Source organism: Bradyrhizobium sp. URHC0002 (genome assembly GCF_054059515.1).
Genome location: NZ_JBSSCF010000001.1, coordinates 5,548,276 through 5,574,036 on the forward strand (window position 1 = coordinate 5,548,276; position 25,761 = coordinate 5,574,036).

The window sequence follows — 25,761 nt, forward strand, 5'->3', positions numbered from 1 at the left end:
CCCGCGGTCATGTTGGCTTTGGGACACAAGCAGACCTGACTCAAGCACCTCCCTGGGGCGCGATCGTTTTACCAAACTATCGCGGGCCGGATTGAGTGCTGCGCGCAGGCCTCACTCAATCGTCAGCCCCGCCTTCTGGATCAGCGGCACCCAGCGATTGATCTCCGACTGGACATAGTCGCGGAAGCCGGTCGGGGTATTGGTCGCATCCTGCGGCATTTCCAGGCCGAGCGGGGCGAGACGGGCGCGCAAGGTCGCATCCTGGGTTGCCTTGCGGATCGACGCGTTCAACCGCTCCACGATCGGTTGCGGCGTTCCCTTGGGCGCAAGGAATCCGAGCCAGACCGGGAAGTCGAGGCCGTCGACGCCGAACTCGTTGGTGGAGGGCACGTCGGGCAGAGTGGAAATCCGCGCGGAGCGAAAGACAGCCAGCGGGCGCACGGTTTTCGCTTGTATCTGAGCCAGCGCCGTGAGCGACACTTCGACCATGTAGTCGATCTGGCCCGCGATAAGGTCGTTCATCGCAGGACCCGTTCCGCGATACGAGACCAGATTGACTTTGGTTCCGAGCCGTACGTTCAGCATCGCCGCGCCCATATGCGCCGACGAGCCGGGTCCGGCAGTGCCGGCGTTGAGCTTGGCCTCGTTGGCGCGGACGTAATCCACGAATGCCTTGAAGTTATCGGGCGGAAGGTCACGCTTGACGATGAGCACCTGCGGAAGATCACCGAGCAATCCGAGATGTTCGTAATCCGTGATGGGGTTGTACTTCAGGTTCTTGTAGAGCCCGACACTGGACACGTGCGTGCCGGCCTGGCCGATCTGGATCGTATAGCCGTCAGGCGTCGCGCGCGCGGCCCTGGTCGAGCCGATCGTTCCGCCGGCCCCGGCGACGTTTTCGATCACCAGCGCCTGTCCGAGGTCACGCGAGAGGAATTCGGCATAGATGCGGGCGATGGCATCGGTCGGTCCCCCGGCGGCGAACGGCACGATGACGTTGATCGGCCGGTCCGGGTAATTCGTTTGCGCACGAAGAATGGACGGCATGCAGAGTGCGCCTGCCAGGCCGAACGTGACGGCGCGGCGATCAAGAATTCGGGACGCCATGAGATCCTCCCAAGTGTCGATTATTTTGTGTCGATCGTTTTGTGGTGATCGGTTTGCTTACCGTTTGACGTGACGCGCGAGCACGCGGTCCACCATCATCCCGGCCGTTCCGAGATAGTTCGACGGCTCGCACAAGGCGGCGAGCCGGTCGCGGGGCAGGGCGGATGCGATTGCCGGCCGCCGCAGCAACGCATCGAGGAGCGGCTCGCTACGGGTGAACGCCTCGCGGCAGGCGGCATAGACCTCGTCATGCGCCTGCTGTCGGCCAAGCGCAGGCGCCAGCCCCATCATGACCGCTTCGGCCACGATCAGGCCGCGCGTGGAATCGAGGTTTCGCTTCATTGCCGCCTGATCCACGATCAGGCCGGAAAGCATGAATTGCGCCTGCGCCAACGATCCGGCCGTGAGAAGACAGACCTGGGGCAATGCGAGCCATTCGCAGTGCCAGGGGCCGGTGGCGCGCTCGAGATCCTGCACCATGCTGTCGAGCATCAGCGAGGCGGCGTCGCGGGATATCTTCGCGTTGGCCAGCAGAACTTCCGACGAGATCGGATTGCGCTTCTGCGGCATGGTCGAGGACGCGCCGCGATGCGAGGAGAAAGGCTCGAACACCTCGCCGATCTCGGTCGCCATCAGGATCATGACGTCATAGCCGATCTTGCCGAGCGCGCCGCAGATCACAGCCGATGTCTGAACCATCTCGACCAGCCCGTCGCGGGCGACGTGCCAGGTGATGTCAGGCTCAGTGAGGCCGAGCGCGCGCGCGTAGGCGGCGCGTACATCCAGTCCCGATTCGCCGAGTGAGGCCAGCGTTCCCACCGCGCCACCGAGCTGCGCCTGAAGGGCGCGAGGCTTGGCTTGTGCGAGCCGGTCGGCCGAGCGCTGCAGCGCCGAGAGCCAGACCGCAACCTTGTGCCCGAACGTGATCGGCAGGGCCTGCTGAAGATGGGTTCGCCCCGCCATCGGTGTATCGCGATGCAGGCGGGCGAGATCGGCAAGCGTGGCCATCACCTCGACGAGTTGGGCTTCGATCAGCGCCACCGCTTCGCGCAGTTGCAGCACCGTCGCCGTGTCCATGATGTCCTGGGTGGTCGCCCCCCAATGCACGTAGCGGCCGGCTTCGCCGAGTTGCTCCGAGAGCTGGCGCACCAGGCCGACGATGGGATAGCCGACGTTCTCGGTGTCGTGTTTCAACTGCTCGCTATCGAGCACGATCATCGGAGCCTTTTTCGCGATCTCCCGCGCCGCCTCGCGGGGAATCACGCCGGCTTCGCCCTGGGCCACCGCTAGCGCGACTTCGGCCTGCACATAGGCCTTGAGCTGAGCCTCGTCGGAAAACACCGCCCGCATGGCCGGCGTCGAGAACACGTCGCGATAGAGGACGCTGTCGAACATGGTGCTGGCCATGCGCCTGTTTCACTCCCCGTTAATATGTACGGCCATATGATTTATGTGTACAAATTTGTCAAGCGCGGGGTGCGGGACCGCCGAAGCCATGCTAAGCAGCACTCCGACCGCGAGAACCGTTTCGACATGCCAATTTACGAGGATATCGCCCGCGATCTGCTGGAGGCGATCCACCGGGGCCAATATCCCGTCGGCGGCCTGATACCGACCGAACTGGAGCTTGCCGCGCGCTACGAGGTCAGCCGGCAGACCGTGCGTGCGGCGATGCGGCGGCTCACCGAGCTTGGGGCGGTTTCGCGCCGCAAGGGTTCCGGCACGCGGGTTGAGACGCGCGAACCTCCACAGGAGAGTTTTCAGCAGACGCTCGGGTCATTGAGCGATCTCGTGGCGCTGGCTGCTGCGACGGATCGCGACATCAGAAGCATCGAGACGGTCGTGATGGATCGCAAGGCGGCGCGGCGTTTTGGTTGTCAGCCGGGTTCGCGCTGGCTGCGGATCGCCTACGTTCGTGCCTCGACAAAGCCCAAAAGCCCGCCATTGGCCTGGGTCGATTGCTATGTCGAGGAAAGCTATGCCGAGGCCGTGAGCGACATCAAAAAGGATCGCCGCTTGGTCTGCGACATGATTGCGGACAGCTACGGCGTGATCGCCTCCGAAGTGCATCAAACGGTTGCGGCGACCGTGATCCCGAACGCGTTTGCCAAGGCGCTGGGAGCGGAAGCCGGATCGCCCGCGCTGGAAGTCATCCGTCGCTATCTGGACGCGCACGGCCGCCTGTTCGAGATATCGGAAAGCATCCATCCCGCCGGCCGATACGTCGTGACGTCGGTGCTGAAGCGCGTCGGCAATCCCGGGACGACCGGCGGCCGCGCGCCGCGATCTTCCGGCAAGAAGATCGCGCGCTTGAGATTACCGGCGGTAACCGGGCGCGCTTCCTCTGCCATCGCGGTCAGTGCTGTAGCCCGGATTGCGCTTCCACCCGGGCTACGTGCTGCCATCGGCAAGTTTCGTCGCAGAATCGGACAAGGCATGGTTGCTTCGGGAAAGACGCTTGGCTTGCCCTACGCCAAAAGCAAAGTCCCAATGTTCGAGCCCAAGGTTCCGTCCTGCCCAGGTTCCCTAGCGGCGTTGCCACGCCCGCATCCATTGTCGACGCCCTGAAGGCCGCAGCCGGTCTGCGGTCAACGACCCGCGCGAGCTTCGCCTGGGGCCGATGCGTTCGGGGTACCTATGCCCCCTCTGATCAGGCGCGGGAGATCACGAAATCCCGCAGCTTCACCAAGCCATCGCGCGTGCTGGCGCGCTTCTCCTTGGACGGCGGCAATCCGACGGCGGCGAACACGGACCTCCTGTTGCGCGGTTTCAGCTTTCGGCTCGGCAGCGACGGTCAGCGCTCGGAAATTTTCACGCAAAGCGCCCCGGTCCATTTTGCCAGGACGCTCGATCAGATGCTGGCCTTCCTTGCGGCACGCATTCTGGGACCGGACGGCAAGCCGGATTGGCAGAAGGTCGAGGCATTTTCCGCCAGCAATCCTGAAACGCTGCATCAGGCGGGCTACATCGCCGCGCATCCGTTGCCCGCAAGCTTTGCCGGCACGACCTATTGGGGGGTGCACGCATTTCCCGCGACGAATTCAAAAGGCGAGACACGGTTCATCAAGTTCAAGGTCATGCCGGTCGGCGAAGGCGGGGAGGTCGCGAGCGAGACCACGGCGAAACCTCCCGACCTCCTGCACGGTGATCTCGACTCCCGGATCGCGGCCCGCGATATCCGGTTCAGCGTGATGGCGCTGCTCGACCGTCCCGGCGACCCCGTCATGGATGTCACCATCCGATGGCCCGACGAGGACGCGCGCGAAGCCTTGCGACTGGGAACGATCGTGGTCACCGGCGTCGAAGCCAACGATGTGTGCGAGGAGGCCGTCTTCAATCCGGCCAACCTTGCCGAAGGCATCGGTCGTCCGCCGGACGAGATGTTTGCGGCGCGCTGCGCCGCTTACGCGATCTCGCAGGCAAGACGTCGCTGATCCGGCAGAGCGTTTTCAAGCGAAGTGGGTACCGGTTCGCTTAGCAATCAAGTTTACGCAGATTGCGTAGACTTATCTGCGGTAGAAAACGCGCCAAAAGAAGAACGTCAGGTTTCGCTTTCCGGTGCGCCCTGCGTTTCGCGGCGCCACGCCGCCGGGCTGACGCCGACCACGGCCGAAAACACCCGCGTGAAGTGGCTTTGATTGGCGAACCCGGCCGATATCGCAATCTCCGACAGGGGCAGGTCGCGCACGCTCATCAACTGCTTGGCCGTATTCACGCGCTGGCGCAGCAGCCATTGGTGGGGCGGCAGGCCGGTAGAGACGCGGAAGGCGCGCGAGAAATGGCTGACCGAAAGATCGAAATCCGCCGCGATTCGCTCCAGCGAGATTTTTCCGCCAAGATCGGATTCGAGCTTTTCGCAAGCACGCTTCACCTGCCAGCTCGCAAGACCGCCGCGGGCCAGTTCAGCGGGGCACTGCAATCCCCCATAGGTCTGGGCAACGTGCGCGGTGAGCGCGAGCATCATGTGATCGATGAAGAGCTGGTTGGTCTCCGCCGGCCGGCGCAGCCCTTCCTGGAACGAAGCGCCGATCTGACGAATGATCGCGTCGTCATGACCGACGCCGAGCTCGCAGGCGATCTCGCCAACGCGCCGCGCGCCTGACCGCTCGGATATGCCATCGAGCGCCGAGCGAGGAAGATAGAAGAACAGGGAGTGGAACGGTTTGTCGATCACATAGCGGGGATCGCGCTTGAGATCATACAGATATGTTGCCCCCGCCGGGACATCCGCCTTCATCACGCACTTGCCGTTCTCCCAGAGTTCGCAGTCCGGGTAGTCGTGAAGTTTCAGGCTGACGAGAAAGGCGTCCTCAAGAGCAAGCGAGCCAGAGAGGCCGGGCACGGGATTATCATCACGGGTCTCGGTCACGGCGAGTTCGACGCTGCGCAAGGAACGCGTCATCAACGAAGGCGGCGCATCCTTCAAGTGCAAGAACTTGCCTAGCCTCGGCCCGAAGGCGCCCGACTGTGCCATCCAAATGATCTCATCAATGAGGCTAAGCCGAAACTCGCTCGCCCGGGAGGTGAGTACCATTATCCGCCATCGCTGCGCGGCCGTCCAGTTGTTCGTCCGAAGCTGCAATGCTTCGGTTTTATGACGCAAAGCCCAATAACTTACACGAGAAAGTGAGCGCAGTTTTCCCATTCGCAGCAATGCAACTCTCCACGGCGGTTCGCCACCCGACTTTGGTCGCACATGCGTGATGGCCGCTTGCAGTAGGTTCGGACAAAGCATGGCGGCTTTGGGAAAGACGCTTGGCCTTCACAGCGCCTAGAACGCACGCCGAACACGCTCAATCGAAGTGTCTCAACGGCGAGGTCATTGATCATGAGCTGCAGACCAACCCTGCGCGACGTTCCGCAGCAGACCCAGTCCGACACTTCCGGGGCGACCCAGCATTTCCTGCCGAACGGCGAGCCGCGCCCCGCCGATGTGGAGATGGCGCGCGTGCTGAAGACCGCACCGGTCAGCATGGCTTCGGACCCGGCCAGCGGCGCCATCGCTCACTGGAAGCATGGCGCACTGCATGACGTCGTCGAGCCAATGGCCGATCACGTCATCATGACGTATCCCACCGGCGCGCAGCGGCTGGAGCGGCGTAACGGAAAATCAGCTGCGATTGGAACGGCGCGTACCGGGGTCGTGACGATCATTCCGGCCGGCTCAAGCGCCCGCTGGGACATTCCCGGGCCCGTCAACGTCGTTCAGCTCTACCTTCCCCACAGGACGCTGGTGCGCGTTGCCGGTGAAGCCGACACGGCGCCGGCCGAGTTGCTGGAGCGAACGGGGCATCCTGATCCCATCACATCCCGCCTGCTGATGAGCGCATCGGATGCGATTGTAGGCAGCGCGGCGCTGGACGCGCTGTTCCGGCACCAGCTCAATGATCTTCTCGCCACACGCCTGCTGGCTGCACATGCCGGGGCGCCTGCCGTCTTTCAGCCAATGCTGGGAGGCCTTGCACCAACCGCGCTTCGTCGCGCGATCGAGCGTTTGCGCTCGGAAGACGATACGGACGTCTCGCTTGCCGCGCTGGCTTCGGATGCCGGCCTGTCGCGCTTTCACTTCTGCCGCGCCTTCAAGGAGAGTACGGGGCTCTCGCCGCATGCCTGGCTGCGCCAGCATCGGCTCGAGCAGGCCATGAAGATGCTGCGCGACACCGACGACTCGGTCGTCTCGATCGCAGCGGCGCTTGGCTACTCCTCGCAGACTGCCTTCGCTGCAGCATTCAGAAAGCTGACCGGCGAAACCCCGAGCGATTGGCGCAGGCGCATGCGTTAGCAGCAATCGCTCTATAGCGACGGCAATCGCTCTGGGGCGGCGCCAGGCTTGATCCGCTAGATCAAGATCATCGCGGTGCTCACGCCAACAGCCAGGGAGACAAGCAATGGCCTGGAATAATTTGATCGGCCCATATGCCATCACATCACGACGGAGGGTCGTCGCAAGCGCCCTCATGTACGGGCTTTCATTGACGGTTCGCTTCACCTCGGCGACAGGCGAAGAAACTGAAAGTCCGGCGCAAGCGGCTCAAGCTACCAGTTCGATGCTTTCCATCATGATCAAGGACGGCGCCCCAATCTCCACGGATTGGCCTCTGAAACCCGCTCGCTCGATTGTCTTTCAGCGCGGCTGGCCGCTCAGCTCCAGAGGCTGCCACGCGGCATGCGACCGCCCCATGCCAATGCCGCTCACGCTGAACTGCTCACCTCCATAACAGGCTGGGCGTCTTCATTTCACGTCTTCGCGTCGTCATCGATCGCTGCCCGCACCGAGGAGCAGCGGCGGTAGCGCGCGGATCTTCGAGAGAATCAAACCAAAGGAGAACTTCACATGCGATTAGTTATCATCGGCGCCGGCTTCGCCGGCATGTATGCTGCCCTTTCTGCTGCCCGCCTGCGCGAGATCCAGGGCGTCTCGCCCGACGAATTCGAAATCGCGCTGGTCGCACCTGAGCCGACGCTGGTGGTTCGCCCGCGTCTCTATGAGCCGAAGCCCGAGACGCTCACCGCGCCGCTGCTCGATGTGCTCAAGGCCATCGACGTTGACTATGTGCAAGGCAGCGCCGAGACGGTCGACACCAAATCCCGCACCGTGCAGATCTCGACCGGGAAAGGCCCGCGGAAGTCGCTCACTTACGACCGCCTGGTCATGGCTACCGGCAGCCGGCTATTCCGTCCGAACATTCCCGGCCTTGCCGAGCACGGCTTCAGCGTCGACTCGCTCGACGATGCGGTTGCCCTCGACAAGCACCTGCATGGGCTCGCCAAGCGGCCGGCCATGAACGGACGCGACACGGTCGTCGTGGCCGGCGGCGGTTTCACCGGCATCGAGGCGGCAACGGAAATGCCGGCGCGGCTTCGCGAGATCCTCGGCAAGGATGCGAAGACCCGCGTCATCATCGTCGAACGCAACAGCGCCATCGCGCCCGACATGGGCGCAGGTCCTCGCCCCGTCATCGAGGACGCCCTGCGCAGGCTTGGCGTGGAAACCCGTGTCGGCGCCGGCGTCGCCTCGCTCGATGAGTCCGGCGTTACGCTGTCCAGCGGCGAACACATCGAAGCCGAGACCGTGATCTGGGCAGCGGGCATTCGCGCCGCCCCCCTGACCACGCAGATCCCCGCGGAGCGTGACAATTTCGGCCGGCTGCTGGTCGACCGCGATCTGCGCGTGCCCGGCGTTCAAGGCGTCTTCGCCACCGGCGATGCCGCCCGTGCCGCCTGCGACGACGAAGGCAACTACGCGCTGATGTCGTGCCAGCACGCGACGCGGATGGGCGCCTTTGCCGGCAACAATGCCGCAGCCGAACTGCTCGGCGTTGCCACCAGGCCTTACCACCAGAAGGCCTACGTCACCTGTCTCGATCTCGGCGACGCCGGCGCGCTGTTCACGCGTGGCTGGGAGCGCAAGGTGGAGATGGTCGGCGACGTCGCCAAGAAGACCAAGCAGGAAATCAACACCGTCTGGATCTACCCGCCGAAGGCCGAGCGCGCCGCCGCCCTCGCGTCGGCCGATCCGGAAGGCGTGACCAACCTCTAGACGCCCAACCGATGACGACCGCGTTCCGGCTGGCGGCGCGACCCGCTCAAGATCGAGCGCCAAGAACGAGCGCAGGAGTTTTCAAAGATGAATCAGATGAACCGCGACACTCAGAAGGAGACAAAGATGAGCCTGACAAACATGAGCCTGGACAGAACCTCGCACCCCGGCACACGAGCGCCCGAAGAGTTGGTTCCGTCGCGCTACGCGCTGCGGATCGGCGACATTGACGTGCTGGTGGTCAGCGATGGCGTGCTGCCGCTCCCAACCGCAGTGCTGGCCCACAACGCCGACCCGGCCGTCCGGGCGGCATGGCTGAAGGACATGTTCCTGCCGCCGGACGCGTTCGATTGGGCGCTGAACGTGGTCGTGGTACGTAGCGGCGGCCGGACCATACTCATCGACGCTGGGCTAGGGTTGGACCCGGAATTGCACTTGCCGCGGGCCGGTCAGTTGATCAAGCGACTGGGGGCCGCCGGCATCGATCTTTCGTCCGTGACTGACGTGGTGCTGACCCACATGCACATGGACCACGTTGGCGGGCTGCTCGTCGACGGGGTGAAGGACCTGCTGCGTCCGGACCTGCGGATCCACCTGGCGGCCGCCGAGGTCAAGTTCTGGGAGGCGCCCGATTTCTCTCGCGTCTCCATGCCGCCGGGGTTCCCGGACGCGCTTCGAGCGACCGCCAAGCGGTTCGTGAAACAGTATCGCAACCATCTGCGGCCGTTCGAGGACGAGTACGAAGTGGCGCCGGGCGTGGTGATCCATCGCACCGGCGGCCACACCCCCGGGCACAGCGTGGTCCGCCTGGCGTCCGGCGGCGACCGGCTGACCTTCGCCGGCGACGCAGTGTTCGCGGCCGGGTTCGAGCACCCCGACTGGTTCAACGGCTTCGAACACGACCCTGAGGAGGCGGCCCGCGTTCGGGTCCGTCTTTTGCGGGAACTGGCTGAGACCGGCGGGCTGCTGGTGGCGACTCACTTGCCGTTCCCATCCATCGGCCATGTGGCGGTCGACGGCGACGCCTTTCGTTGGGTACCGGTCTTCTGGGACTACTGACCGCTTGTTGGATTAAGCACCGAACCAGGGCGCGCACTCATAGCGTAGTGAGTTCACGCCCTGGTTTCGGCGCTGCCGATTGCGGTCCCGACCTGATTACGGCCGCGCTGCGATCTTCCGGCAGGAGCTCGCGAACCTGAAGCGGCCCGGAAGCGACCAAGACTCCTTGTTATTTCAGAAGTGCCGATGACTTGCCCTTCCGCCATGAGCCGGGCGGCACACCAACATATTTCTTGAAGGCGCGGTTGAAGGCGGCTTCGGATTGGTACCCGACCTCCGCGCCCGCTTGTGCCACACTGACGCCCGGGATCGCCAGACGCCGGGTCGCGAGCTGCATGCGCCATCTGCCGAGATAGTGCATCGGCGAAACACCCACATAATGGGCGAAGCGATCGGCAAAGACCGATCGCGAGAGGCCGACATCCCGGGCAAGTTCAGCGAGCGTCCACGGCTTTGCCGGCTGCCCATGGATGAGCCGCAGCGCGTGTCCAACGTGGCGATGCTTTAGTCCGGATAGCCAGCCCTGCGCATCATCAGGAAGCTGAAGGATGTACTTGCGGACCACTTCAATGAACATCAGCTCGGCAAGCTTGGCCAGCAAACTTTCGCTGCCGGCGCTGCCGCGTTCGGCCTCTTCGGTTGCGAGGCGAAGCATGTTGGACAACCAACTCTGTCCTGCGGCGGACATTTGGCTGATGAGCATGCGAGGCAGGGCTTCCAGAAGCGGGTTAAACGGTCGCGCGTCGCAGCCGAAATAGCCGCAAACAAGGTGGCAGTACTCGGCGCCGTCGTTGTTCAGGTGGGTCACGATCGGCAGAGCCCGGTCTTTCGGCCGACAGTATTGCGCGAGATCGGGAATGCCGCGCATCCCGGGCGCGGAGCTCAGGACGTTGGCGTCGCCGATCGGATAGATGACGATATCGCCCGCATTGAACCGCGTACAGGAATCGGAGCTGCCGACCAATGCGGCCCAGCAAGAGCCCGACAGGATGGCATGGAAGCTAATTACATGCTCGGCCTCTGGCATGACTGCGGAGGCGATTGCAGCCGAGTGCGGTGACTCACCTACCCAAGGCGCGTGGAGATGGCGTTCGAAGAAGATAGCGCCGGTCAGGTGCACCGTATTCAGCACGTCCGAAAGAACATCCGTCATTGCGTGCCTCCCGGTCTCGGACGATCGAGCAAGAAAAGCAGACAACCCAGCATACCTGTGGACCCGTACGTATCGTACAAGTTACGCGCTGGAAGTTATCACACCTGCGCCAAGATCAGGCGAGGCTCCGGCCATGAAGGCCGGCATCGAGACAGGGAGAGGCTACGATGGCATCAGCGGAGACGGCAAACCCCGGACCGGTTGCGCCAACCGGCTTGAACCACATCGTGCTGAACGTGCGCGACATGGAGGAGAGTCATCAATTCTGGACCGAGATTATCGGCCTGCGGCTGGTCGGGGAATTCAGGCAGCGCCCTGGCCGGCCAACGACCCCCAGAATGCAGTTTTATCGCAGCACGGGAACGGACGGAGTCCACCACCATGATCTTGCGCTAGTGGAGAACCCGAAGCTGCCGCCGCCACCCACGGACTGGAAAATGTGGGACATGCCGCTTGCCGTCAATCACATCGGTATCACTTATCCGAGCCGCGAGGCGTGGTTGCGTCAGCTCGCCTATCTTCAGGCCAAGGGCGTGAAGTTCGACCGGCGCATCGACCACGGCATGACGCACAGCCTCTATGTTCACGATCCCAACGGCTATGGTGTGGAGCTGGTGTACGATCTGCCGCGCGAGGTCTGGGAGAATGATATCGACGCCGCTCTTAATTTTGCAGAGGCGCTGCCGCACGAAGGAGCCGAGGCGCTGGTCGATCGCACCGATGTTCCGGTGTTTGGTGTTCCGTCGAGTCCATCACATTGATCGCGTGGGCGCGAGCGTTCCCGGATTTGGCTTCGCTGGATCCGGGCCACGCCCCTAAATCTCGATCTCGGTCCCGAACTCCACCACCTGCCTGGTCGGCACGCCGAAGAAGGCGGCGGAGCGCTCGGCGTTGCGCTGCAGGAAGGCAAACAGGGCTTCCCGCCACACCCACATGCCCGGAACATCCTCGCGCGGGATGATGGTCTCGCGGCCGATGTAATAGGTGATGTCGGTGAGGTCGATGCCCGGCAGCTTGCCTTGCTTGCAGGCGAGGACCAGCCCGTCATAGATCGTCGGATACTGCATGAAGCCGTAATGCAGGATGACGCGGGTAATGCCCGGGATGATTTCGACGATCTCGGCGCGGTCCTCGTCGGATATGCGCGGCGATTCCTCGATCAGCACCGTCACCAACACCACGCGCTGATGCAGCACGTGATTGTGCTTGACGAATTGGGTCAGCGCCAGGGGCACCCCCTTGGGCGAGGACGCCAGGAATACGGCGGTGCCGGCGAGCCGTGCGTGGCAACGGTTGATGGCGGTCTCGATCAGATCCTCTTCCGGCTGGCGCAGGCTTCCGCGTGCGCGCTCGACCAGCTTGACGCCGCTGCGCCAGGTCAGCATCACGAAGGCGATTATCGCTGCGAGCAGCAGCGGAAACCAGCCGCCCTCGAACAGTTTGACCGAGTTGGCGGCGAAGAAAACGACGTCGATGGCGAAGAAGAATCCGTTGACCGCGATCACGATGATCGGCGAATAGCCCCACTGGATAGCCACCAGCGCCGCCAGCAGCGTGGTGATAGCCATCAACAGCGACACGGCAATGCCGTAGGCGCCGGCGAGGGCTTCCGATGAGCCGAAGTGCAACACTGCGCCCAGCGTCGCCGCCGCGAGCAACCAGTTGACCAGCGGCACGTAGATCTGGCCGATCGCGTCGCTGGTGGTGTGACTGATATGCATGCGCGGCAGGAAGCCGAGCTGGATCGACTGCTGCGTCAGGGAAAACACGCCCGAGATAATGGCCTGCGAGGCGATCACGGTGGCGAGTGTGGCGAAGGCGACCAGCGGGTAGTGCACCCAATCCGGCGCGAGCTGGTAGAAGGGATTTTCAGCGGCCGAAGGATCGGTAATCAGCAGCGCCCCCTGTCCAAAATAATTCAGCACCAGCGCGGGCAGCGCCACCGCGAACCAGGCCAGCCGGATCGGAAATCGCCCGAAATGGCCCATGTCGGCGTACATCGCCTCGCCACCGGTGACGGCCAGAAATGCTGCGCCGATAATGGCGAAGCTGACGTGGAAGTTCTGGTGGATCAGGAAATCGAAGGCATAGAGCGGGCTGAGGGCGACCAGCACGCCCGGCGCCATGACGATGCCGTGGATGCCGAGCGCAGCAAGGACGGCGAACCAGCCGACCATGACCGGGCCGAAGGCCCGCCCGATGAATTGGGTGCCCTGCCGCTGTATGACGAACAGCCCGATCAGGATCACGACCGTGAGCGGCACGACGGCAGGCGCAAGCGACGGCGCGTCGGCCTTCAGTCCTTCGATGGCGCTGAGCACCGAGATGGCCGGTGTAATCGCGCCGTCACCATAGAGCAGGGCGGCGCCGATGAGGCCCACCACCAGCAGTTTTGCGCGCCACGTTCCGGCTTGCGCATGGCGCGCGTGGAGCAACGCCAGCAGCGCGACAATGCCGCCTTCGCCGCGGTTGTCGGCGCGCAGGATCAAAAGCGCGTATTTGATCGAGATGATGAGGATCAGCGCCCATAGGATCAGCGACACCACGCCGAGGACGGCTTCATTTGTCAGCGGCCCGCCATGGGTGGCGGCCCTGGCGGCTTCCTTCAGGGCGTAGAGGGGGCTGGTGCCGATGTCGCCGTAGACGACACCAAGGGCGCCGAGCGTGGCTGCTGCGGGGAGTTGAGTGGAGTGGCCGGCGGTTGCAACTGGCGTGACTGTCACTGGCGCCCCCATTGGCATCGCGCCCGCCGGATCAGCCGAGGCGCGCAATCAACTGCCAGTCTGCGACGAGACGCCGCAAATTGCCATGGGGTTCCGATCGTCGGGAGAGTCTTTCGTTCGACGGTGTACGGTCGACGACAACGCCGGAATCAATGAGGTCCTCGGGGGGCATCCCGAGGACCTCAAACCAGAGCAATCTGGAAGCAAATAACGGAAGAAAAGGTAGGGTCGACGCCCTACGGCGTGCGATCAGCGGTAACCAGGCGCGCTTCACGCACGACCGACTTGGAGCCGGCGGCGCGGAGGCAGGAGGCCTCGAAATTCGGCCAGGCCTGCTGCGAGCAATCCTTGCCGACGGTACGGATATCCAGGCGGTCACCCTTGGCGAGCGCCTGCGGCACACTGGCTTCGACCTGGGGGGCAAAACCGGGCAATACGGTCAGCGCGGCGGCAATGAACCCAGCGGCAGCGATTGCGGAAAAAGCCTTGATCATGACGGTCCCCTGTCATGGGCCTTGGCGGCCCCGTCGTTTCGTTGGTTGGACTTGTAGCCAGCGCAAGTTTCCGGCCGTCTTCACCGGCCCCGAAAATGGTTTCATCCCGGCCGAGTTTTGTTTCGTCGGCCAGTGGCGGACGAAACATTGCCGGCTCGCCGAGAGAGACGCTCGAAGCCCCAGACTGGTTCATTGGCCGATTCGAAATAAAAAGCCGGCCCGGCAGGGAACCGGGTCCGGCTTGCCGGGCCGCCCGGGGCGGGGTAGGAGGGACCTATGCCCCGTATCGCGCTCTACCCCGGCTCATTCGATCCCGTCACCAACGGCCATCTGGACGTGGTGAGGCACGCCGTCACCCTATGCGACCGCCTGATCGTCGCCGTGGCGGTCAATTCCAGTAAAAAGCCGTTGTTTTCGACCGAAGAGCGTCTGGCCATGCTTCAGGAAGTATGCGGACCGATCGCCCAGACGGCTGGCTGCGCCTTCGATTGCACGACGTATGACAACCTTACTGTTACAGCCGCCCAGAAGGCAGGCGCGACCATCATGATTCGCGGCCTGCGTGATGGCACCGATCTCGACTACGAGATGCAGCTCGCCGGCATGAACGAGGCCATGGCGCCCGACGTGCACACGGTATTCGTTCCAGCCTCGCCGGCGGTCCGCCCGATCACCGCCACACTGGTGCGCCAAATCGCCCAGATGGGTGGGGATTTCTCCGCTTTCGTGCCGTCCTCGGTCGCGGCCCAGCTCAAGGCCAAATTCGCCAGCTAGCCGTCCCGTCGGCGCTCCCTTTACCCGACCTCTTGATCCGGAGTTTTCATGATCCGAATTCTCGCACTCGTCGCCGCGCTGTTCTGTGTGGCTCCCGCGATCGCCCAGCCGCTGCCGGCCAATCTCGACAAGGCGAACGCGATCGTCATCGACACCAGCAAGGGCCGCATCGTGGTCAAGCTGCGGACCGATCTCGCGCCCCAGCATGCCGAGCGCATCAAGCAGCTCGCGCGCGAGGGCTATTACAACAACGTGCCGTTCCATCGCGTGATCGAGGGATTCATGGCGCAGACAGGCGACGGCAAGAATTTCAACGGCACCGGTGGTTCGAAATATCCGAATCTCGCAGCCGAGTTCTCCAACGTGCCGTTCAAGCGCGGCATCGTCGGCATGGCGCGCGCGGCAAGCAACGATTCCGCCAATTCGCAGTTCTTCATCATGTTCGCCGAAGGCGCGTCGCTGAACGGGAAGTACACCGTGATCGGCGAAGTGGTGTCGGGCATGGATGTGGTCGACAAGATCAAGCGCGGCGAACCTGTGGTCGATCCCGACAAGATGGTGAAGGTGCAGGTCGCATCCGACATCAAGTGAGGCCATGATTTCGGCGCGCAGCAAGCAGTTCGTCTGGTTTGCCGCCGCTCTCGTGTGGCTTGCGCCGGCGGTGCACGCGCAGGCCCAACCGCAGCAGCTCGACACCATCAAGGACGTCTACGCCAAATTGTATTCGTGCTGGCGGCCGCCGCCTGCCTCACGCGCCAACCCGATCGACATCACGGTTATCGTCAGTTTCAACCGCGAGGGCGCCATTCTCGGTCAACCCAAGATTACCTATGAATCCGCAAACGCCGGCGATGACGACCGGATCGCGTACCGAATTGCCGTCATGGAAACATTGCAACGCTGTACGCCGTTGCCATTTACCGAGGGACTGGGCGGTGCGGTCGCCGGCCGGCCTTTCGCGGTCACTTTCAGAACCCGCAAACGTCCACCCAAACCTGAAGAGAAAAGAGCATGGCTGATACAGAAAATACTTTGATACTTGAAACCACCCAGGGCCCCGTCACCATCGAAATGCGCCCCGATCTGGCGCCGGGCCACGTCGCCCGGATCAAGGAACTGGTGCGCGAGGGATTTTACGACGGCATCGTGTTCCACCGCGTCATCGAGGGCTTCATGGCGCAGACGGGCTGCCCGCACGGCACCGGCACCGGCGGCTCCGGCAAGAAGCTGAAGGCCGAATTCAACAAGGAACCGCATGTCCGCGGCACCACCTCGATGGCCCGCGCCGCGAGCCCGGATTCCGGCGACAGCCAGTTCTTCATCTGCTTCGACGATGCCTCCTTCCTCAACAACCAGTACACGGTCTGGGGCAAGGTCACCTCCGGCATGGAGAACGTCGACAAGATCAAGCGCGGCGAGCCGGTGCAGAATCCGGACAAGATCGTCAAGGCGCACATGGCCGTCGACGCGGCGTAAGTAGTAACGAACTCCAATGTCATGCCCCGCGAAGGCGGGGCATCCAGTACTCGCCAGCTTTCGTTATGTGGGACGCCGGCGAGTACTGGATCGCCGCCGCAGTGCGCAATTGCGCACAAGGCGGGCGATGACGGCCTGGGCCGATGCGCACCGATCTCTTTGACTTCGAACTCCCCGCCACCAGCATCGCGCTGCGGCCCGCGAGCCCGCGCGATGCGGCGCGGATGCTCGTGGTGCAGCCGGACGGCGTGTTGCATGACCGCAGCGTCGCCGAGCTTCCACTGTGGCTGCAGCCCGGCGACCAGCTCGTCGTCAACGACACCAAGGTGATATCAGCCCAACTCAAAGGCCGCCGCATCGGCCGCGAGACCGAGCCCAAGATCGAGGCGACGCTGATCAAGCGGCTTGACGGTTCGCGCTGGCAGGCGCTGGTCAAGCCGGCGAAGAAGCTCGCACCGGGCGACATCGTTCGCTTCGGCAATGAAGGCAAGGTCTGCCTGCTCGGCCATCTCGACGCCGAGGTCGAGGCCAAGGGCGAAGAGGGCGAGATCACGCTGTCGTTCTCGTTTCACGGGCCGGCGCTCGACCAGGCCATTGCCGATCTCGGCACGCCGCCGCTGCCGCCCTACATCGCTTCCAAGCGCACGCCCGACGATCGCGACGCCGCCGACTACCAGACCATGTTCGCGGCGAACGAAGGCGCCGTCGCAGCGCCAACGGCGGGACTGCATTTCACGCCTGACCTGGAAGCGGCGCTGCGCGGCCGTGGCGTCGAACTGCACCGCCTGACCTTGCATGTCGGGGCAGGGACCTTCCTGCCGGTCAAGGTGGAGGAGACCTCCGAGCACAGGATGCATGCCGAGTGGGGTTCGATATCGGCCGATACTGCTGACGCCTTGAACGCCGCCCGCGCCAAGGGCGGGCGCATCATAGCCGTCGGCACCACGTCGCTGCGGCTATTGGAGAGCGCTGCGACCGAAGACGGCATCATCCAGCCGTTCGACGGCGAGACCTCGATCTTCATCACGCCGGGCTATCGCTTTCGCGCGGTCGATATCCTCATGACCAATTTCCACCTGCCGCGTTCGACGCTGTTCATGCTGGTGTCGGCCTTCTCCGGTCTCGACACGATGAAGCATGCCTATGCGCATGCGATCGCGGCGGGGTACCGGTTCTATTCCTACGGCGATGCCTGCCTGCTGTTTCGCGCACGGGATTGAGGCAAAGCCGGGCGTCTTGCTGCCGTGCCGCCAGCACGGACAGCCGCGGCACCCTGGAAAAAAAGCCCGCCGGTGCGGCGGGCTAAAGGTTCAGGGAGGAAGCGCTCTGACAACAAAGCGCCACTATCTGTCTCTTCGATTCGGCTGTTACCGCCAAGATGGTATAACTACCGGCTTCCGAGCTTTCGCGTGTGCTGTTGCTCTGTTGCCACCATCCGGGTGCGCGGCGCGCGCCGGCGCTTTTGTGCCTCGACGACGAGGTTCCAACGGTTCCTGCCGTCGGATAGGGTGCGCGCGATCATCTGGAGAACTTCATGAACATGTCGGGTATTTTTGCGCGCGTCGTCGCGCTGATCGGCGCCGTTGCGCTGCTGTGGCGCCGCCAGCAGGGATCCGCGCCTGCACCGGCCTGGGGCAGTACGCCGGCTATACCGGAGGCGAAGCCGCAAGGCGCTATCCCGACGCTCAAGATGCCGTCGGCGCAGGGCTGGAGCGACGGGCAAAAGCCAACGGCAGCCCCCGGGCTCAAGGTCAACGCGTTTGCGAAAGATCTGGATCATCCGCGCTGGATCAACGTGTTGCCCAATGGCGACGTGCTCATTGCAGAAGCCACGCAAATCGCGGGACCGCCCAGGAGCGTGTTCCATTATGCGATGCAGGCAACGATGCGGCGTGCCGCGGCGCTCGGCGTCAGCGCTGACCGTATCACCTTGTTGCGCGACCCTGACGGTGACGGCGTCGCCGAGGGACGCGGGGTTTTCATGGAAGGGCTGAGCCAGCCGTTCGGCATGGCGCTGGTCGGCGATACCTTTTATGTCGGCAACACCGACGGCGTGGTCGCCTTTCCCTACGTCGCGGGCGCGGACCGCATCACCGCCGAGGGGCGGAAGCTCGTGGCGTTCAAGCCCAGCGGGCACTGGACGCGGAGCCTGCTGCCGAGCGCGGACGGCAAAAAACTCTATGCCGGCGTCGGCTCGCTCAGCAACATCGCCGAGAACGGCATGGAGGTCGAGGAAGGCCGCGCCGCGATCTATGAGCTCGATCTGGCCGGCGGCACGAACCGCATCTTCGCCGGCGGCCTGCGCAACGCCGTGGGCCTCGCATGGGAGCCCAACACAAGCGTGCTCTGGACTGTCGTCAACGAGCGCGACGGCCTCGGCGACGAGACGCCGCCGGACTATCTGACCTCGGTGCGCGACGGCGGCTTCTACGGCTGGCCCTATTGCTACTGGGGGCAGACGGTGGACGATCGCGTGCCGCAGGATCCGGCCATGGTCGCGAAGGCGATTCAACCGGACTATGCGCTCGGTGGCCACACCGCGTCGCTCGGCCTGTGCTGGATGCCAGCAGGCACGCTTCCAGGCTTTCCGGACGGCATGGTGATCGGCCAGCACGGCTCCTGGAATCGCAGCACGCTGAGCGGCTACGCCGTCGTCTTCGTACCGTTCGAGAACGGCCGCCCGTCCGGTCCGCCGCGGGATATTCTGACGGGGTTTCTAGCACCCGACGAGAAGGTCTCCTACGGACGCCCGGTCGGCGTCACGCTCGGGCCCGACGGCTCGCTGCTGGTGGCCGACGATGTCGGCAACGTGATCTGGCGCGTGACGGGCGCGTAGCGGCGTAGGGTGGGCAAAGCGACTTGTCCGCCGTAGCTCGAAGAGCGTAGGCGGAAGTGTGCCCACTATTCACGGCCGATGCGGCTAGGTGGTGGGCGCGGCGCGAAGTGCGCCTTTGCCCACCCTACAGCTCCTATTTCGGTGGTGAAGGCATGGCTGAGGAATGGTGGTCGACGATCAGCCAACGTTCGCCGTTCTTGACGTAGGTTAAACTGTAGCGCGCCGGCAGGGTCTTCGCCTCGCCATCCCTGACATAGGAGAACGTGTAGTAGCCGGTGTTGATCGCCGCATTCCCGTACACGCGGATCAACTGATCGCCGAAGGCGACCTTCAGGCCGGGCAGAGCCTTGAAGGCGTTCACGAAATAATCTTGTAGCGCCGCCCGATTGGAACGCACCGTCGGCGACAGCGTGCCCCAGAGTACGGCATCGTCCGCATAGAGCGTCAAGACTTTTTCTGGATCGCCTCCGCCGATAGCTTGCCCCCATGCCGAGGCCGCTGCCGCCACCTCCGTTTTCGGTTCGACCAAAGCGCTGGAGCCGAATGGTAGCAACAACATGCACAGGGCAACTGCTGCACTGGCTACTTTTGGGAAAGAATCGCATGACACACTCCCTTGCGAATACTGGCCAGACATGAGACGGCCTCTTGCAATGCGAGCGGCTAGTGATTTGCGTTGTTCGGCGTCAGGTAATCGATGTCACCTGGGCTGATAAATTGAAAACTGTCCCAACCTGGCTTGCTGAGTTTCGTAACCTCACACGCGTGAAACTACATCAACCGCGACCGGCGAACCATAAGTCAGAGCGGTTGACTTACCAGAAAGAGTCAATGTCCTCTTTGGGTAAAATTGGCAATGCTCTGATTGAGAAGTGTGGAGGGTGGGCACAGCGCAAATGCGCCTTTGCCCACCCTGCGATTCCATCTCAAGCCATGACCCGCTGCGGCAGCAGCTCCGCGATCTGGATCGCGTTGAGCGCCGCGCCCTTCAGGAGCTGATCGGCCGACACGAACATCGAGATCGAGTGACCTGAGGCATCGCTGAGGTCCTTGCGGATGCGGCCGACGAGAACGTCGTCCTGGCCTGACGCATCGATCGGCATCGGGAAATAGTTCTTCGCGCGGTCATCGACGATCCTGACGCCCGGCGCGTTGGCCAGGATGGCGCGCACGTCAGCTTCCGTAATCGGCCTTTCGCATTCGAAGGTAATCGCCTCGCAATGCGCGCGCAGCACCGGCACGCGGACGCAGGTGACGCCGATCGCGATCTGATCGTCCTCGAATATCTTGCGGGTCTCCTTGATCACTTTGGTCTCTTCGTCGTTGTAGCCGGTCTCGGGATCGATGGCCGTGTTGTGGCTGAACAGGTTGAAGGCGTAGGGATGCGGGATCGCCTTGGGCTGGAAGGCGCGGCCTTCGAGATGAGCGCGGGTCGACTCCAACAGTTCCTGCATCACGGCGGCACCGCCGCCGCTCGCTGCCTGATAGGTCGACAGGATCACGCGCTTGATGCGGTTTTGCCGATGGATCGGCCACAGCGGCACCAGCGCCGTGATCGCCGAGCAGTTCGGGACGGCGATGATGCCCTTGTGCTCGCGGATACGGCCCGCGTTGATCTCCGGGATGACCAGCGGCACGTTCGGGTCCATCCGGAAGGCCGAAGAATTGTCGATCACGACCGCACCGGCTTTGACGGCTGCGGGAGAGAATTTTCGGGAAGTGCCGGCACCCGCCGAGAACAGCGCGATGTCGACGCCCTCGAACGACTTTTCGGTGAGCTCTTCGATCACGATCCGCTCACCGCGGAAGTCGATGGTCTTGCCGGCCGAGCGGGCGCTGGCCAGCGCCTTGAGCTTGCGGACGGGAAAAGCACGCCTGTCCATGGTGGCGATGAATTCGGCGCCGACAGCGCCGGTCACGCCGGCAATGGCTACAACGGGTTCGTGGCTCACGGGTCTATCCTCTTTGGTTGAGCATCAATGCTTGCGGGCAATAAAAAAGCCCCGGTCCTTTTCAGGCGGGGCTTCGGTTCAGATAATGCGATCGTTCGACTACGCGCGCACGGCTCCCGAGCCCCCGGAGGGTGCTTTGGTTTTCGTGGTCGCTTTGGTCGAAGTCGTCATGGCGCGGACTTATGCGGCAGAGTTCGACCGGCGTCAACGGGTTTTGGGCCGAAAATCGCTCCAAACCGGGTTGAACGGAGTGGCTTTGTCACGCAATAAGCTCCCCCATGAGCCTCCCCAACCATTTTGAACTGATCGCCACCGACGGTAATTCCCGCACCGGCCGCCTGACCACGCCGCATGGCGTGGTGCGCACGCCGGCCTTCATGCCGGTCGGCACCGCAGGTGCGATGAAGGGCATGCACTGGCGCGAGGTGCGCGATGCCGGCGCCGATATCGTGCTCGGCAACACCTATCATCTGATGCTTCGGCCCGGCGCCGAGCGGATCGCGGCGCTCGGCGGCCTGCAAACCTTCACCGGCTGGAACGGCCCGATGCTGACGGATTCCGGCGGCTTCCAGGTGATGTCGCTGTCGGACCTGCGCAAGGTGAGCGAGAAAGCCGTGACCTTCCGTTCGCATATCGACGGCGCCAAGGTCGAGCTGTCGCCGGAGCGTTCGATCGAGGTGCAGCGGCTGCTCGGCGCCGACATCGCCATGCAGATGGACGAGTGCGTGCGGCTGCCGGCCGGGCGTGACGACATCGAGCGCGCGATGCGGCTGTCGTTGCGCTGGGCGGAGCGCAGCAAGCGTGCGTTCGAGACCGCGCCTGATGGCTACATGTTGTTCGGCATCGTGCAGGGCGGCGACATTCCCGAGATGCGCCATATCAATGCGCGCGGACTGGTCGAGATCGGCTTCCACGGCTACGCGATCGGCGGGCTTGCGGTCGGCGAACCGCAGGCGGTGATGCTGGCGATGGTCGAGGAAACCGCGCCAGCTCTGCCGGCGGATCGCCCGCGCTACCTGATGGGCGTCGGCACGCCGGAGGATCTGCTGGAAAGCGTGGCGCGCGGCATCGACATGTTCGACTGCGTGATGCCGACCCGCAACGGGCGTCACGGCATGGCGTTCACTCGCTTCGGCCAGATCAACCTGCGCAACGCCCGTCACGCCGACGATCCGCGGCCGCTGGATGAGGAAAGCGCATGGCCGGCGACGCGCGACATCTCGCGGGCCTATCTGCATCATCTGGTTCGCTCAGGGGAGACGTTGGGGGCGATGCTGCTGTCGGAAATCAACGTGGCCTATTATCAGCACATGATGCAGGGCATGCGCGAAGCGATCGCAAGCGGCACGTTCGAGACGTTCCAAATGAAAACGCGCGCCGGTTGGGCGCGCGGTGACATTGCTCCACGATAGCTTGAGTCAATTACAAGCAAACCTCTTGACCGAATGTTTGGTCACGAAGCCGTAACCGCAGGTGTCGCAGGTCCAGAGATAGCTGATCACGTGGTCGTTGAGGTAGGCTGAAGCTTCCGCTGCCACCATGGTGTCGGCGCACACAGGGCACGTCGGCAAATCACAACCACGCGGGTCGGGCCGATACGCAACTGGCGACAGGAGTTCAGCAATTCCTGGCATCGTGACCTCACCTCTGGTTCAGCTCACTACCAAAGTATAGTCCGAAATCTTTGACGTTGTGGCAACACAAATGCGTTGATTTCACGAAATTTAGCGACGCTCTTGTTTTGCAATGCAGCGAACTCTTCGCTCCGGCGATTCCAGCTTGCACATCGCACTGGCCGCCTCCTAAGTAAGGAGAGCCGCAGTTCCCCGCAGATGATCGCCTATGGAGTGTTGAGATGGATGCGTCGTCAACCACGAGTGCAGTGCAACGTCCGGGGCGGGGCCGGGTTTTCGACTCCATCGTCGATGCAATCGGCGACACCCCGATCGTCCGCCTGCGCAAATTGCCGGAGGCGCATTGTGTTAGCGCAACCATCCTGGCCAAGCTCGAATATTTCAATCCCGCCGCGAGCGTCAAGGATCGCATTGGCGCGGCGATGGTGATCGCGATGGAGAAGGCCGGCGTGATCAACGCCGACACCGTGCTGATCGAGCCGACGTCAGGCAATACCGGCATCGCGCTGGCCTTTGTCGCGGCCTCGCGCGGCTACCGGCTGAAACTGGTGATGCCGGAGTCGATGTCGATCGAGCGGCGCAAGATGCTGGCCTTCCTCGGCGCCGAGATCATCCTGACGCCGGCATCACAAGGCATGAAGGGCTCGATCGCGACCGCCGAGGAACTGGTGCGGACCACGCCCAACGCGGTAATGCCGCAACAGTTCAAGAACCTTGCCAATCCCGAAATTCACCGCCGCACCACGGCCGAGGAAATCTGAAACGACACCGGCGGCAACATCGATTTCTTCGTCGCGGGCGTCGGCACCGGCGGCACCATTACCGGCGTCGGACAGGTGCTGAAGCCGCGCAAGCCGTCATTGCGGGTGGTGGCCGTCGAGCCGGAGGAAAGCCCGGTGCTGTCGGGCGGGCAGCATACGCCGCACAAGATTCAGGGCATCGGCGCCGGCTTCGTTCCGGACATTCTGGATCGTTCGGTCATCGACGAGATCGTCAAGGTCAACGGCCCGACGGCGATCGAAATGTCGCGCGCACTGGCGCGCATGGAAGGCATTCCCGGCGGCATTTCCTCGGGTGCTGCGATCGCGGCGGCGCTCGAGATCGGCAAACGACCCGAGAGCGCCGGCAAGACCATCCTTGCGATCGTGCCGTCATTCTCCGAGCGTTATTTGTCAACCGCACTGTTTGAAGGAATCTAGCGATGGCGGACCAACCGCGACGGCCGAGAACCCTGAACGACGCGCGCACCGAGGCCGAGGCCGCGTTCAAACGCACCACCACCAAGGTGGCGGAAGCGCCGCCGAAGACGACCCGGCTTCCCGGCGTGAGGGAACTGGTCTCGCTGCGCATCGACCAGGACGTGCTGGAATTTTTCCAGGAAGGCGGCCCCGGCTGGCAGGATCGCATGAACGAGGCCTTGCGAAAGGCCGCGGGCAAGTAGATTGCCGCGAGTACGCATTTTGATTTGGCGAAGCGCACAATGAAAAAGGCCCGGGATGAACCCGGGCCTTTTTGCAATGGCGTCGCTTGCCGCCTAGCGCAGCATGCCGCCCATGACGCCGCCGATGAAGCGTCCGGCTCCGGCCGGGTCAGGCCCACTATTGTTGTAGTGCCGCTGCGGCTGGGGCTGTGATTGTGCCTGGCCGCTGCTCGGGGCCCGGCGCTTCGGCCGCTCCTCGTCGGAACTCGCGGTCGGCGCCGCCGCGACGATCTCGCTCAGCAGCGCCTTGTGCTGCAGCTTGTTGAGGTAGCCGCTCTTGGGATAGCCGCGGGCCGCCTGCCAGCGCGAGATGACGCCGCGGGTTGCCTGATCGAACTGGCCAGTGGCCTTGGTGTCGAAGCCGAGCCCGGTGAGGCGGCGCTGCACGTCGCGGCGCTGGCCCTTGTCGAGGCCGATCTGATCCTCGGTGGTCTGGTCCGCTTCCTCCTTGAAGGTCGCGGGATCGACGCCCGTGGTCAGGTTGCGGGTGGCATCGGGTTTGGGACCAGACTCAAGCGAGGCAATGCGCGACAAGGCCAGCGAGCGGAACTGACCATTGGGATAGTTGCTCAGATAGGCGTTGAGTTCTTCCGGCTTGTTGGAATCCTTGATCGAGCGCCAGAATTCCAGTTCCACGTCCGACGCCTTTGAAGCGCCCGCTGCCGGCGTTGCAGCCGCCACCGCGCCGGGCGCGGGCGCGCCGTTCAGATAGACTGAACCGATCAGGTTGGTGTGACCCCAGGGCAATTGTCCCTTGTTGGTCTCCTCATTGACCTGGGCGCGGACCTTGGTCATCGCCTGCTGGATCTCCACGCCGGGCTGGGTGAGGTTGGCAAGCAGCGCGCGCGTGAACGGGCTGTTGGAACCTTCCTGGCCGTCGAGCGCGGTCTGGCCCGGGCCGGTCGCGAACGCGATCAGCGTGCCTTCGCCGGATTTCATTTCGGCAAGACCGGTTTGCACATTGACGCTGCGGGTCGCGGAGTTCGACTTGATCTTGGCCGCAAACGGGTTGTCGCGGCAGGCATCGAGGAACACCAGCTTGACCTTGGCGTCGCCCATGGTCTGCTCGAGCGTGAGGTCGATATTGATCGCGGCGCCGAGCTTGACGTCCATTTCGGATTTGATGTCGGCGTCGATCGGCAACAGATAGTTGGTGCCGGAGATGGCGATGCCGTGACCGGCGTAGAAGAACAGCGCGACGTCGGCGCCTTGCGCCTTCTTGCCGAAGTCGAGCAGCCGCTCGGTCATCTTGTCGCGCGTGAGATTGGAACCCTCGACCACTTCGAAACCGACATTGCGCAGGGTCGCGGCGATCGCCTTCGCATCGACCGACGGGTTCGGCAGCGGGGCTACGTTCTTGTAGGCGCCGTTACCGACGACGAAGGCAACACGCTTCTCGGCACTGGCGGCGCCCGCCGTAAGGACCATGCAAATGGCGGACAAAATGAGGGTTGGGTAGCGCATAGGAAATCCCCCTGCAGAATCGACAAAGGCTTTGATTGTGACGCTGGCTGGACAGTACAGAAAATCGCC

24 protein-coding genes and 1 pseudogene are annotated in these 25,761 nt (G+C 63.5%); 15 read left to right on the forward strand and 10 right to left on the reverse strand.

What is annotated here, in order from left to right:
* Nucleotides 1-111: 111 nt before the first annotated feature.
* Together ACVWVY_RS27020 and pcaB are read right to left on the reverse strand one after the other, a co-directional pair.
* On the reverse strand, nucleotides 112-1,107 hold the full coding sequence (locus ACVWVY_RS27020) for a Bug family tripartite tricarboxylate transporter substrate binding protein (protein ID WP_456629221.1): 996 nt from the start codon (nucleotides 1,105-1,107) through the stop codon (nucleotides 112-114).
* Nucleotides 1,108-1,164: 57 nt separating this feature from the next.
* Nucleotides 1,165-2,514 (reverse strand): 3-carboxy-cis,cis-muconate cycloisomerase, encoded by a 1,350-nt coding sequence (pcaB, locus tag ACVWVY_RS27025; RefSeq protein WP_456629222.1) that lies wholly within the window; start codon nucleotides 2,512-2,514, stop codon nucleotides 1,165-1,167.
* 126 nt (nucleotides 2,515-2,640) lie between these two features.
* On the opposite strand from pcaB, the gene ACVWVY_RS27030 reads away from it, so the two are divergent.
* Together ACVWVY_RS27030 and ACVWVY_RS27035 are read left to right on the forward strand one after the other, a co-directional pair.
* Nucleotides 2,641-3,675, forward strand: a complete 1,035-nt coding sequence (locus ACVWVY_RS27030) for a GntR family transcriptional regulator (RefSeq protein WP_456629223.1) — start codon at nucleotides 2,641-2,643, stop codon at nucleotides 3,673-3,675.
* A gap of 14 nt (nucleotides 3,676-3,689) precedes the next feature.
* A complete protein-coding gene (locus ACVWVY_RS27035) occupies nucleotides 3,690-4,541 on the forward strand; it encodes a catalase (protein ID WP_456632319.1) in 852 nt (283 codons plus the stop codon).
* Between the two features lie 107 nt (nucleotides 4,542-4,648).
* Here ACVWVY_RS27035 and ACVWVY_RS27040 read toward each other — a convergent pair whose 3' ends face one another.
* Entirely contained in the window at nucleotides 4,649-5,581 is a 933-nt protein-coding gene (locus ACVWVY_RS27040) for a helix-turn-helix domain-containing protein (RefSeq protein ID WP_456632320.1), read from the reverse strand.
* Nucleotides 5,582-5,935: 354 nt separating this feature from the next.
* Here ACVWVY_RS27040 and ACVWVY_RS27045 point away from each other — a divergent pair, with 354 nt between their 5' ends.
* The 3 genes from ACVWVY_RS27045 (at nucleotide 5,936) to ACVWVY_RS27055 (ending at nucleotide 9,706) form a co-directional block, all read left to right on the forward strand.
* Nucleotides 5,936-6,889: a helix-turn-helix transcriptional regulator gene (locus ACVWVY_RS27045; protein ID WP_456629224.1), complete on the forward strand. Its 954-nt coding sequence runs from the start codon at nucleotides 5,936-5,938 to the stop codon at nucleotides 6,887-6,889.
* Between the two features lie 552 nt (nucleotides 6,890-7,441).
* Entirely contained in the window at nucleotides 7,442-8,647 is a 1,206-nt protein-coding gene (locus tag ACVWVY_RS27050; protein ID WP_456629225.1) for an NAD(P)/FAD-dependent oxidoreductase, read from the forward strand.
* 87 nt (nucleotides 8,648-8,734) lie between these two features.
* Nucleotides 8,735-9,706 (forward strand): MBL fold metallo-hydrolase, encoded by a 972-nt coding sequence (locus ACVWVY_RS27055; protein WP_456629226.1) that lies wholly within the window; start codon nucleotides 8,735-8,737, stop codon nucleotides 9,704-9,706.
* A 169-nt stretch (nucleotides 9,707-9,875) separates the two neighbouring features.
* On the opposite strand, the gene ACVWVY_RS27060 is transcribed toward ACVWVY_RS27055, so the two are convergent.
* Entirely contained in the window at nucleotides 9,876-10,859 is a 984-nt protein-coding gene (locus ACVWVY_RS27060; RefSeq protein WP_456629227.1) for an AraC family transcriptional regulator, read from the reverse strand.
* Between the two features lie 167 nt (nucleotides 10,860-11,026).
* On the opposite strand from ACVWVY_RS27060, the gene ACVWVY_RS27065 reads away from it, so the two are divergent.
* Nucleotides 11,027-11,620 (forward strand): VOC family protein, encoded by a 594-nt coding sequence (locus ACVWVY_RS27065; RefSeq protein ID WP_456629228.1) that lies wholly within the window; start codon nucleotides 11,027-11,029, stop codon nucleotides 11,618-11,620.
* A gap of 54 nt (nucleotides 11,621-11,674) precedes the next feature.
* Here ACVWVY_RS27065 and ACVWVY_RS27070 read toward each other — a convergent pair whose 3' ends face one another.
* Nucleotides 11,675-13,594: a potassium transporter Kup gene (locus tag ACVWVY_RS27070; RefSeq protein WP_456629229.1), complete on the reverse strand. Its 1,920-nt coding sequence runs from the start codon at nucleotides 13,592-13,594 to the stop codon at nucleotides 11,675-11,677.
* Between the two features lie 224 nt (nucleotides 13,595-13,818).
* Nucleotides 13,819-14,076 carry a hypothetical protein gene (locus ACVWVY_RS27075; protein ID WP_456629230.1) on the reverse strand — a complete coding sequence of 86 codons (258 nt, stop codon included), beginning with the start codon at nucleotides 14,074-14,076 and terminating at the stop codon, nucleotides 13,819-13,821.
* A 276-nt stretch (nucleotides 14,077-14,352) separates the two neighbouring features.
* On the opposite strand from ACVWVY_RS27075, the gene coaD reads away from it, so the two are divergent.
* The 6 genes from coaD to ACVWVY_RS27105 all read left to right on the forward strand — a co-directional run bounded on the left by coaD (nucleotide 14,353) and on the right by ACVWVY_RS27105 (nucleotide 19,162).
* On the forward strand, nucleotides 14,353-14,850 hold the full coding sequence (coaD, locus tag ACVWVY_RS27080) for a pantetheine-phosphate adenylyltransferase (RefSeq protein ID WP_456629231.1): 498 nt from the start codon (nucleotides 14,353-14,355) through the stop codon (nucleotides 14,848-14,850).
* Between the two features lie 48 nt (nucleotides 14,851-14,898).
* Nucleotides 14,899-15,441 carry a peptidylprolyl isomerase gene (locus ACVWVY_RS27085; protein WP_456629232.1) on the forward strand — a complete coding sequence of 181 codons (543 nt, stop codon included), beginning with the start codon at nucleotides 14,899-14,901 and terminating at the stop codon, nucleotides 15,439-15,441.
* 4 nt (nucleotides 15,442-15,445) lie between these two features.
* Nucleotides 15,446-15,886 (forward strand): hypothetical protein, encoded by a 441-nt coding sequence (locus ACVWVY_RS27090; protein ID WP_456629233.1) that lies wholly within the window; start codon nucleotides 15,446-15,448, stop codon nucleotides 15,884-15,886.
* The gene (locus ACVWVY_RS27095; RefSeq protein ID WP_456629234.1) at nucleotides 15,862-16,326 is read left to right on the forward strand and encodes a peptidylprolyl isomerase; all 465 of its coding nucleotides are present in this window, start codon (nucleotides 15,862-15,864) and stop codon (nucleotides 16,324-16,326) included. Before ACVWVY_RS27090 ends, ACVWVY_RS27095 begins: the two co-directional genes overlap by 25 nt.
* Nucleotides 16,327-16,469: 143 nt before the next feature.
* Nucleotides 16,470-17,546, forward strand: coding sequence for a tRNA preQ1(34) S-adenosylmethionine ribosyltransferase-isomerase QueA (gene queA / locus ACVWVY_RS27100; protein WP_456629235.1), 1,077 nt, complete (start codon nucleotides 16,470-16,472; stop codon nucleotides 17,544-17,546).
* A gap of 314 nt (nucleotides 17,547-17,860) precedes the next feature.
* The gene (locus ACVWVY_RS27105) at nucleotides 17,861-19,162 is read left to right on the forward strand and encodes a PQQ-dependent sugar dehydrogenase (protein WP_456629236.1); all 1,302 of its coding nucleotides are present in this window, start codon (nucleotides 17,861-17,863) and stop codon (nucleotides 19,160-19,162) included.
* Between the two features lie 133 nt (nucleotides 19,163-19,295).
* On the opposite strand, the gene ACVWVY_RS27110 is transcribed toward ACVWVY_RS27105, so the two are convergent.
* Both ACVWVY_RS27110 and ACVWVY_RS27115 read right to left on the reverse strand, forming a co-directional pair.
* Entirely contained in the window at nucleotides 19,296-19,799 is a 504-nt protein-coding gene (locus ACVWVY_RS27110) for an SgcJ/EcaC family oxidoreductase (RefSeq protein ID WP_456629237.1), read from the reverse strand.
* A gap of 289 nt (nucleotides 19,800-20,088) precedes the next feature.
* Nucleotides 20,089-21,114, reverse strand: a complete 1,026-nt coding sequence (locus ACVWVY_RS27115) for an aspartate-semialdehyde dehydrogenase (RefSeq protein WP_456629238.1) — start codon at nucleotides 21,112-21,114, stop codon at nucleotides 20,089-20,091.
* A 278-nt stretch (nucleotides 21,115-21,392) separates the two neighbouring features.
* Between ACVWVY_RS27115 and tgt the strand changes: the two genes are divergently transcribed.
* The gene (tgt, locus tag ACVWVY_RS27120; protein WP_456629239.1) at nucleotides 21,393-22,526 is read left to right on the forward strand and encodes a tRNA guanosine(34) transglycosylase Tgt; all 1,134 of its coding nucleotides are present in this window, start codon (nucleotides 21,393-21,395) and stop codon (nucleotides 22,524-22,526) included.
* Between the two features lie 6 nt (nucleotides 22,527-22,532).
* Here tgt and ACVWVY_RS27125 read toward each other — a convergent pair whose 3' ends face one another.
* Nucleotides 22,533-22,748: a hypothetical protein gene (locus ACVWVY_RS27125; RefSeq protein WP_456629240.1), complete on the reverse strand. Its 216-nt coding sequence runs from the start codon at nucleotides 22,746-22,748 to the stop codon at nucleotides 22,533-22,535.
* Nucleotides 22,749-22,969: 221 nt separating this feature from the next.
* Between ACVWVY_RS27125 and cysK the strand changes: the two are divergent.
* Both cysK and ACVWVY_RS27135 read left to right on the forward strand, forming a co-directional pair.
* Nucleotides 22,970-23,947, forward strand: a pseudogene (gene cysK / locus ACVWVY_RS27130) (cysteine synthase A).
* Nucleotides 23,948-23,949: 2 nt separating this feature from the next.
* Nucleotides 23,950-24,189, forward strand: a complete 240-nt coding sequence (locus tag ACVWVY_RS27135) for a BrnA antitoxin family protein (protein ID WP_456629241.1) — start codon at nucleotides 23,950-23,952, stop codon at nucleotides 24,187-24,189.
* 93 nt (nucleotides 24,190-24,282) lie between these two features.
* On the opposite strand, the gene ACVWVY_RS27140 is transcribed toward ACVWVY_RS27135, so the two are convergent.
* Entirely contained in the window at nucleotides 24,283-25,692 is a 1,410-nt protein-coding gene (locus ACVWVY_RS27140; protein ID WP_456629242.1) for a caspase family protein, read from the reverse strand.
* Between the last annotated feature and the right edge of the window lie 69 nt (nucleotides 25,693-25,761).

Bases quoted from the DNA above. Each gene is read 5' to 3' on its own strand.
- ACVWVY_RS27040 (WP_456632320.1), bottom strand. From the start codon at position 5,581: ATGGCACAGTCGGGCGCCTTCGGGCCGAGGCTAGGCAAGTTCTTGCAC.
- ACVWVY_RS27095 (WP_456629234.1), top strand. From the start codon at position 15,862: ATGGCTGATACAGAAAATACTTTGATACTTGAAACCACCCAGGGCCCC.
- queA (WP_456629235.1), top strand. From the start codon at position 16,470: ATGCGCACCGATCTCTTTGACTTCGAACTCCCCGCCACCAGCATCGCG.
- ACVWVY_RS27060 (WP_456629227.1), bottom strand. From the start codon at position 10,859: ATGACGGATGTTCTTTCGGACGTGCTGAATACGGTGCACCTGACCGGC.
- tgt (WP_456629239.1), top strand. From the start codon at position 21,393: ATGAGCCTCCCCAACCATTTTGAACTGATCGCCACCGACGGTAATTCC.
- ACVWVY_RS27135 (WP_456629241.1), top strand. From the start codon at position 23,950: ATGGCGGACCAACCGCGACGGCCGAGAACCCTGAACGACGCGCGCACC.
- ACVWVY_RS27075 (WP_456629230.1), bottom strand. From the start codon at position 14,076: ATGATCAAGGCTTTTTCCGCAATCGCTGCCGCTGGGTTCATTGCCGCC.
- ACVWVY_RS27105 (WP_456629236.1), top strand. From the start codon at position 17,861: ATGAACATGTCGGGTATTTTTGCGCGCGTCGTCGCGCTGATCGGCGCC.
- pcaB (WP_456629222.1), bottom strand. From the start codon at position 2,514: ATGGCCAGCACCATGTTCGACAGCGTCCTCTATCGCGACGTGTTCTCG.
- ACVWVY_RS27020 (WP_456629221.1), bottom strand. From the start codon at position 1,107: ATGGCGTCCCGAATTCTTGATCGCCGCGCCGTCACGTTCGGCCTGGCA.
- ACVWVY_RS27090 (WP_456629233.1), top strand. From the start codon at position 15,446: ATGATTTCGGCGCGCAGCAAGCAGTTCGTCTGGTTTGCCGCCGCTCTC.
- ACVWVY_RS27050 (WP_456629225.1), top strand. From the start codon at position 7,442: ATGCGATTAGTTATCATCGGCGCCGGCTTCGCCGGCATGTATGCTGCC.
- ACVWVY_RS27070 (WP_456629229.1), bottom strand. From the start codon at position 13,594: ATGGGGGCGCCAGTGACAGTCACGCCAGTTGCAACCGCCGGCCACTCC.
- ACVWVY_RS27110 (WP_456629237.1), bottom strand. From the start codon at position 19,799: ATGTCTGGCCAGTATTCGCAAGGGAGTGTGTCATGCGATTCTTTCCCA.
- coaD (WP_456629231.1), top strand. From the start codon at position 14,353: ATGCCCCGTATCGCGCTCTACCCCGGCTCATTCGATCCCGTCACCAAC.
- ACVWVY_RS27045 (WP_456629224.1), top strand. From the start codon at position 5,936: ATGAGCTGCAGACCAACCCTGCGCGACGTTCCGCAGCAGACCCAGTCC.
- ACVWVY_RS27140 (WP_456629242.1), bottom strand. From the start codon at position 25,692: ATGCGCTACCCAACCCTCATTTTGTCCGCCATTTGCATGGTCCTTACG.
- ACVWVY_RS27055 (WP_456629226.1), top strand. From the start codon at position 8,735: ATGAATCAGATGAACCGCGACACTCAGAAGGAGACAAAGATGAGCCTG.
- ACVWVY_RS27125 (WP_456629240.1), bottom strand. From the start codon at position 22,748: ATGCCAGGAATTGCTGAACTCCTGTCGCCAGTTGCGTATCGGCCCGAC.
- ACVWVY_RS27030 (WP_456629223.1), top strand. From the start codon at position 2,641: ATGCCAATTTACGAGGATATCGCCCGCGATCTGCTGGAGGCGATCCAC.
- ACVWVY_RS27085 (WP_456629232.1), top strand. From the start codon at position 14,899: ATGATCCGAATTCTCGCACTCGTCGCCGCGCTGTTCTGTGTGGCTCCC.
- ACVWVY_RS27065 (WP_456629228.1), top strand. From the start codon at position 11,027: ATGGCATCAGCGGAGACGGCAAACCCCGGACCGGTTGCGCCAACCGGC.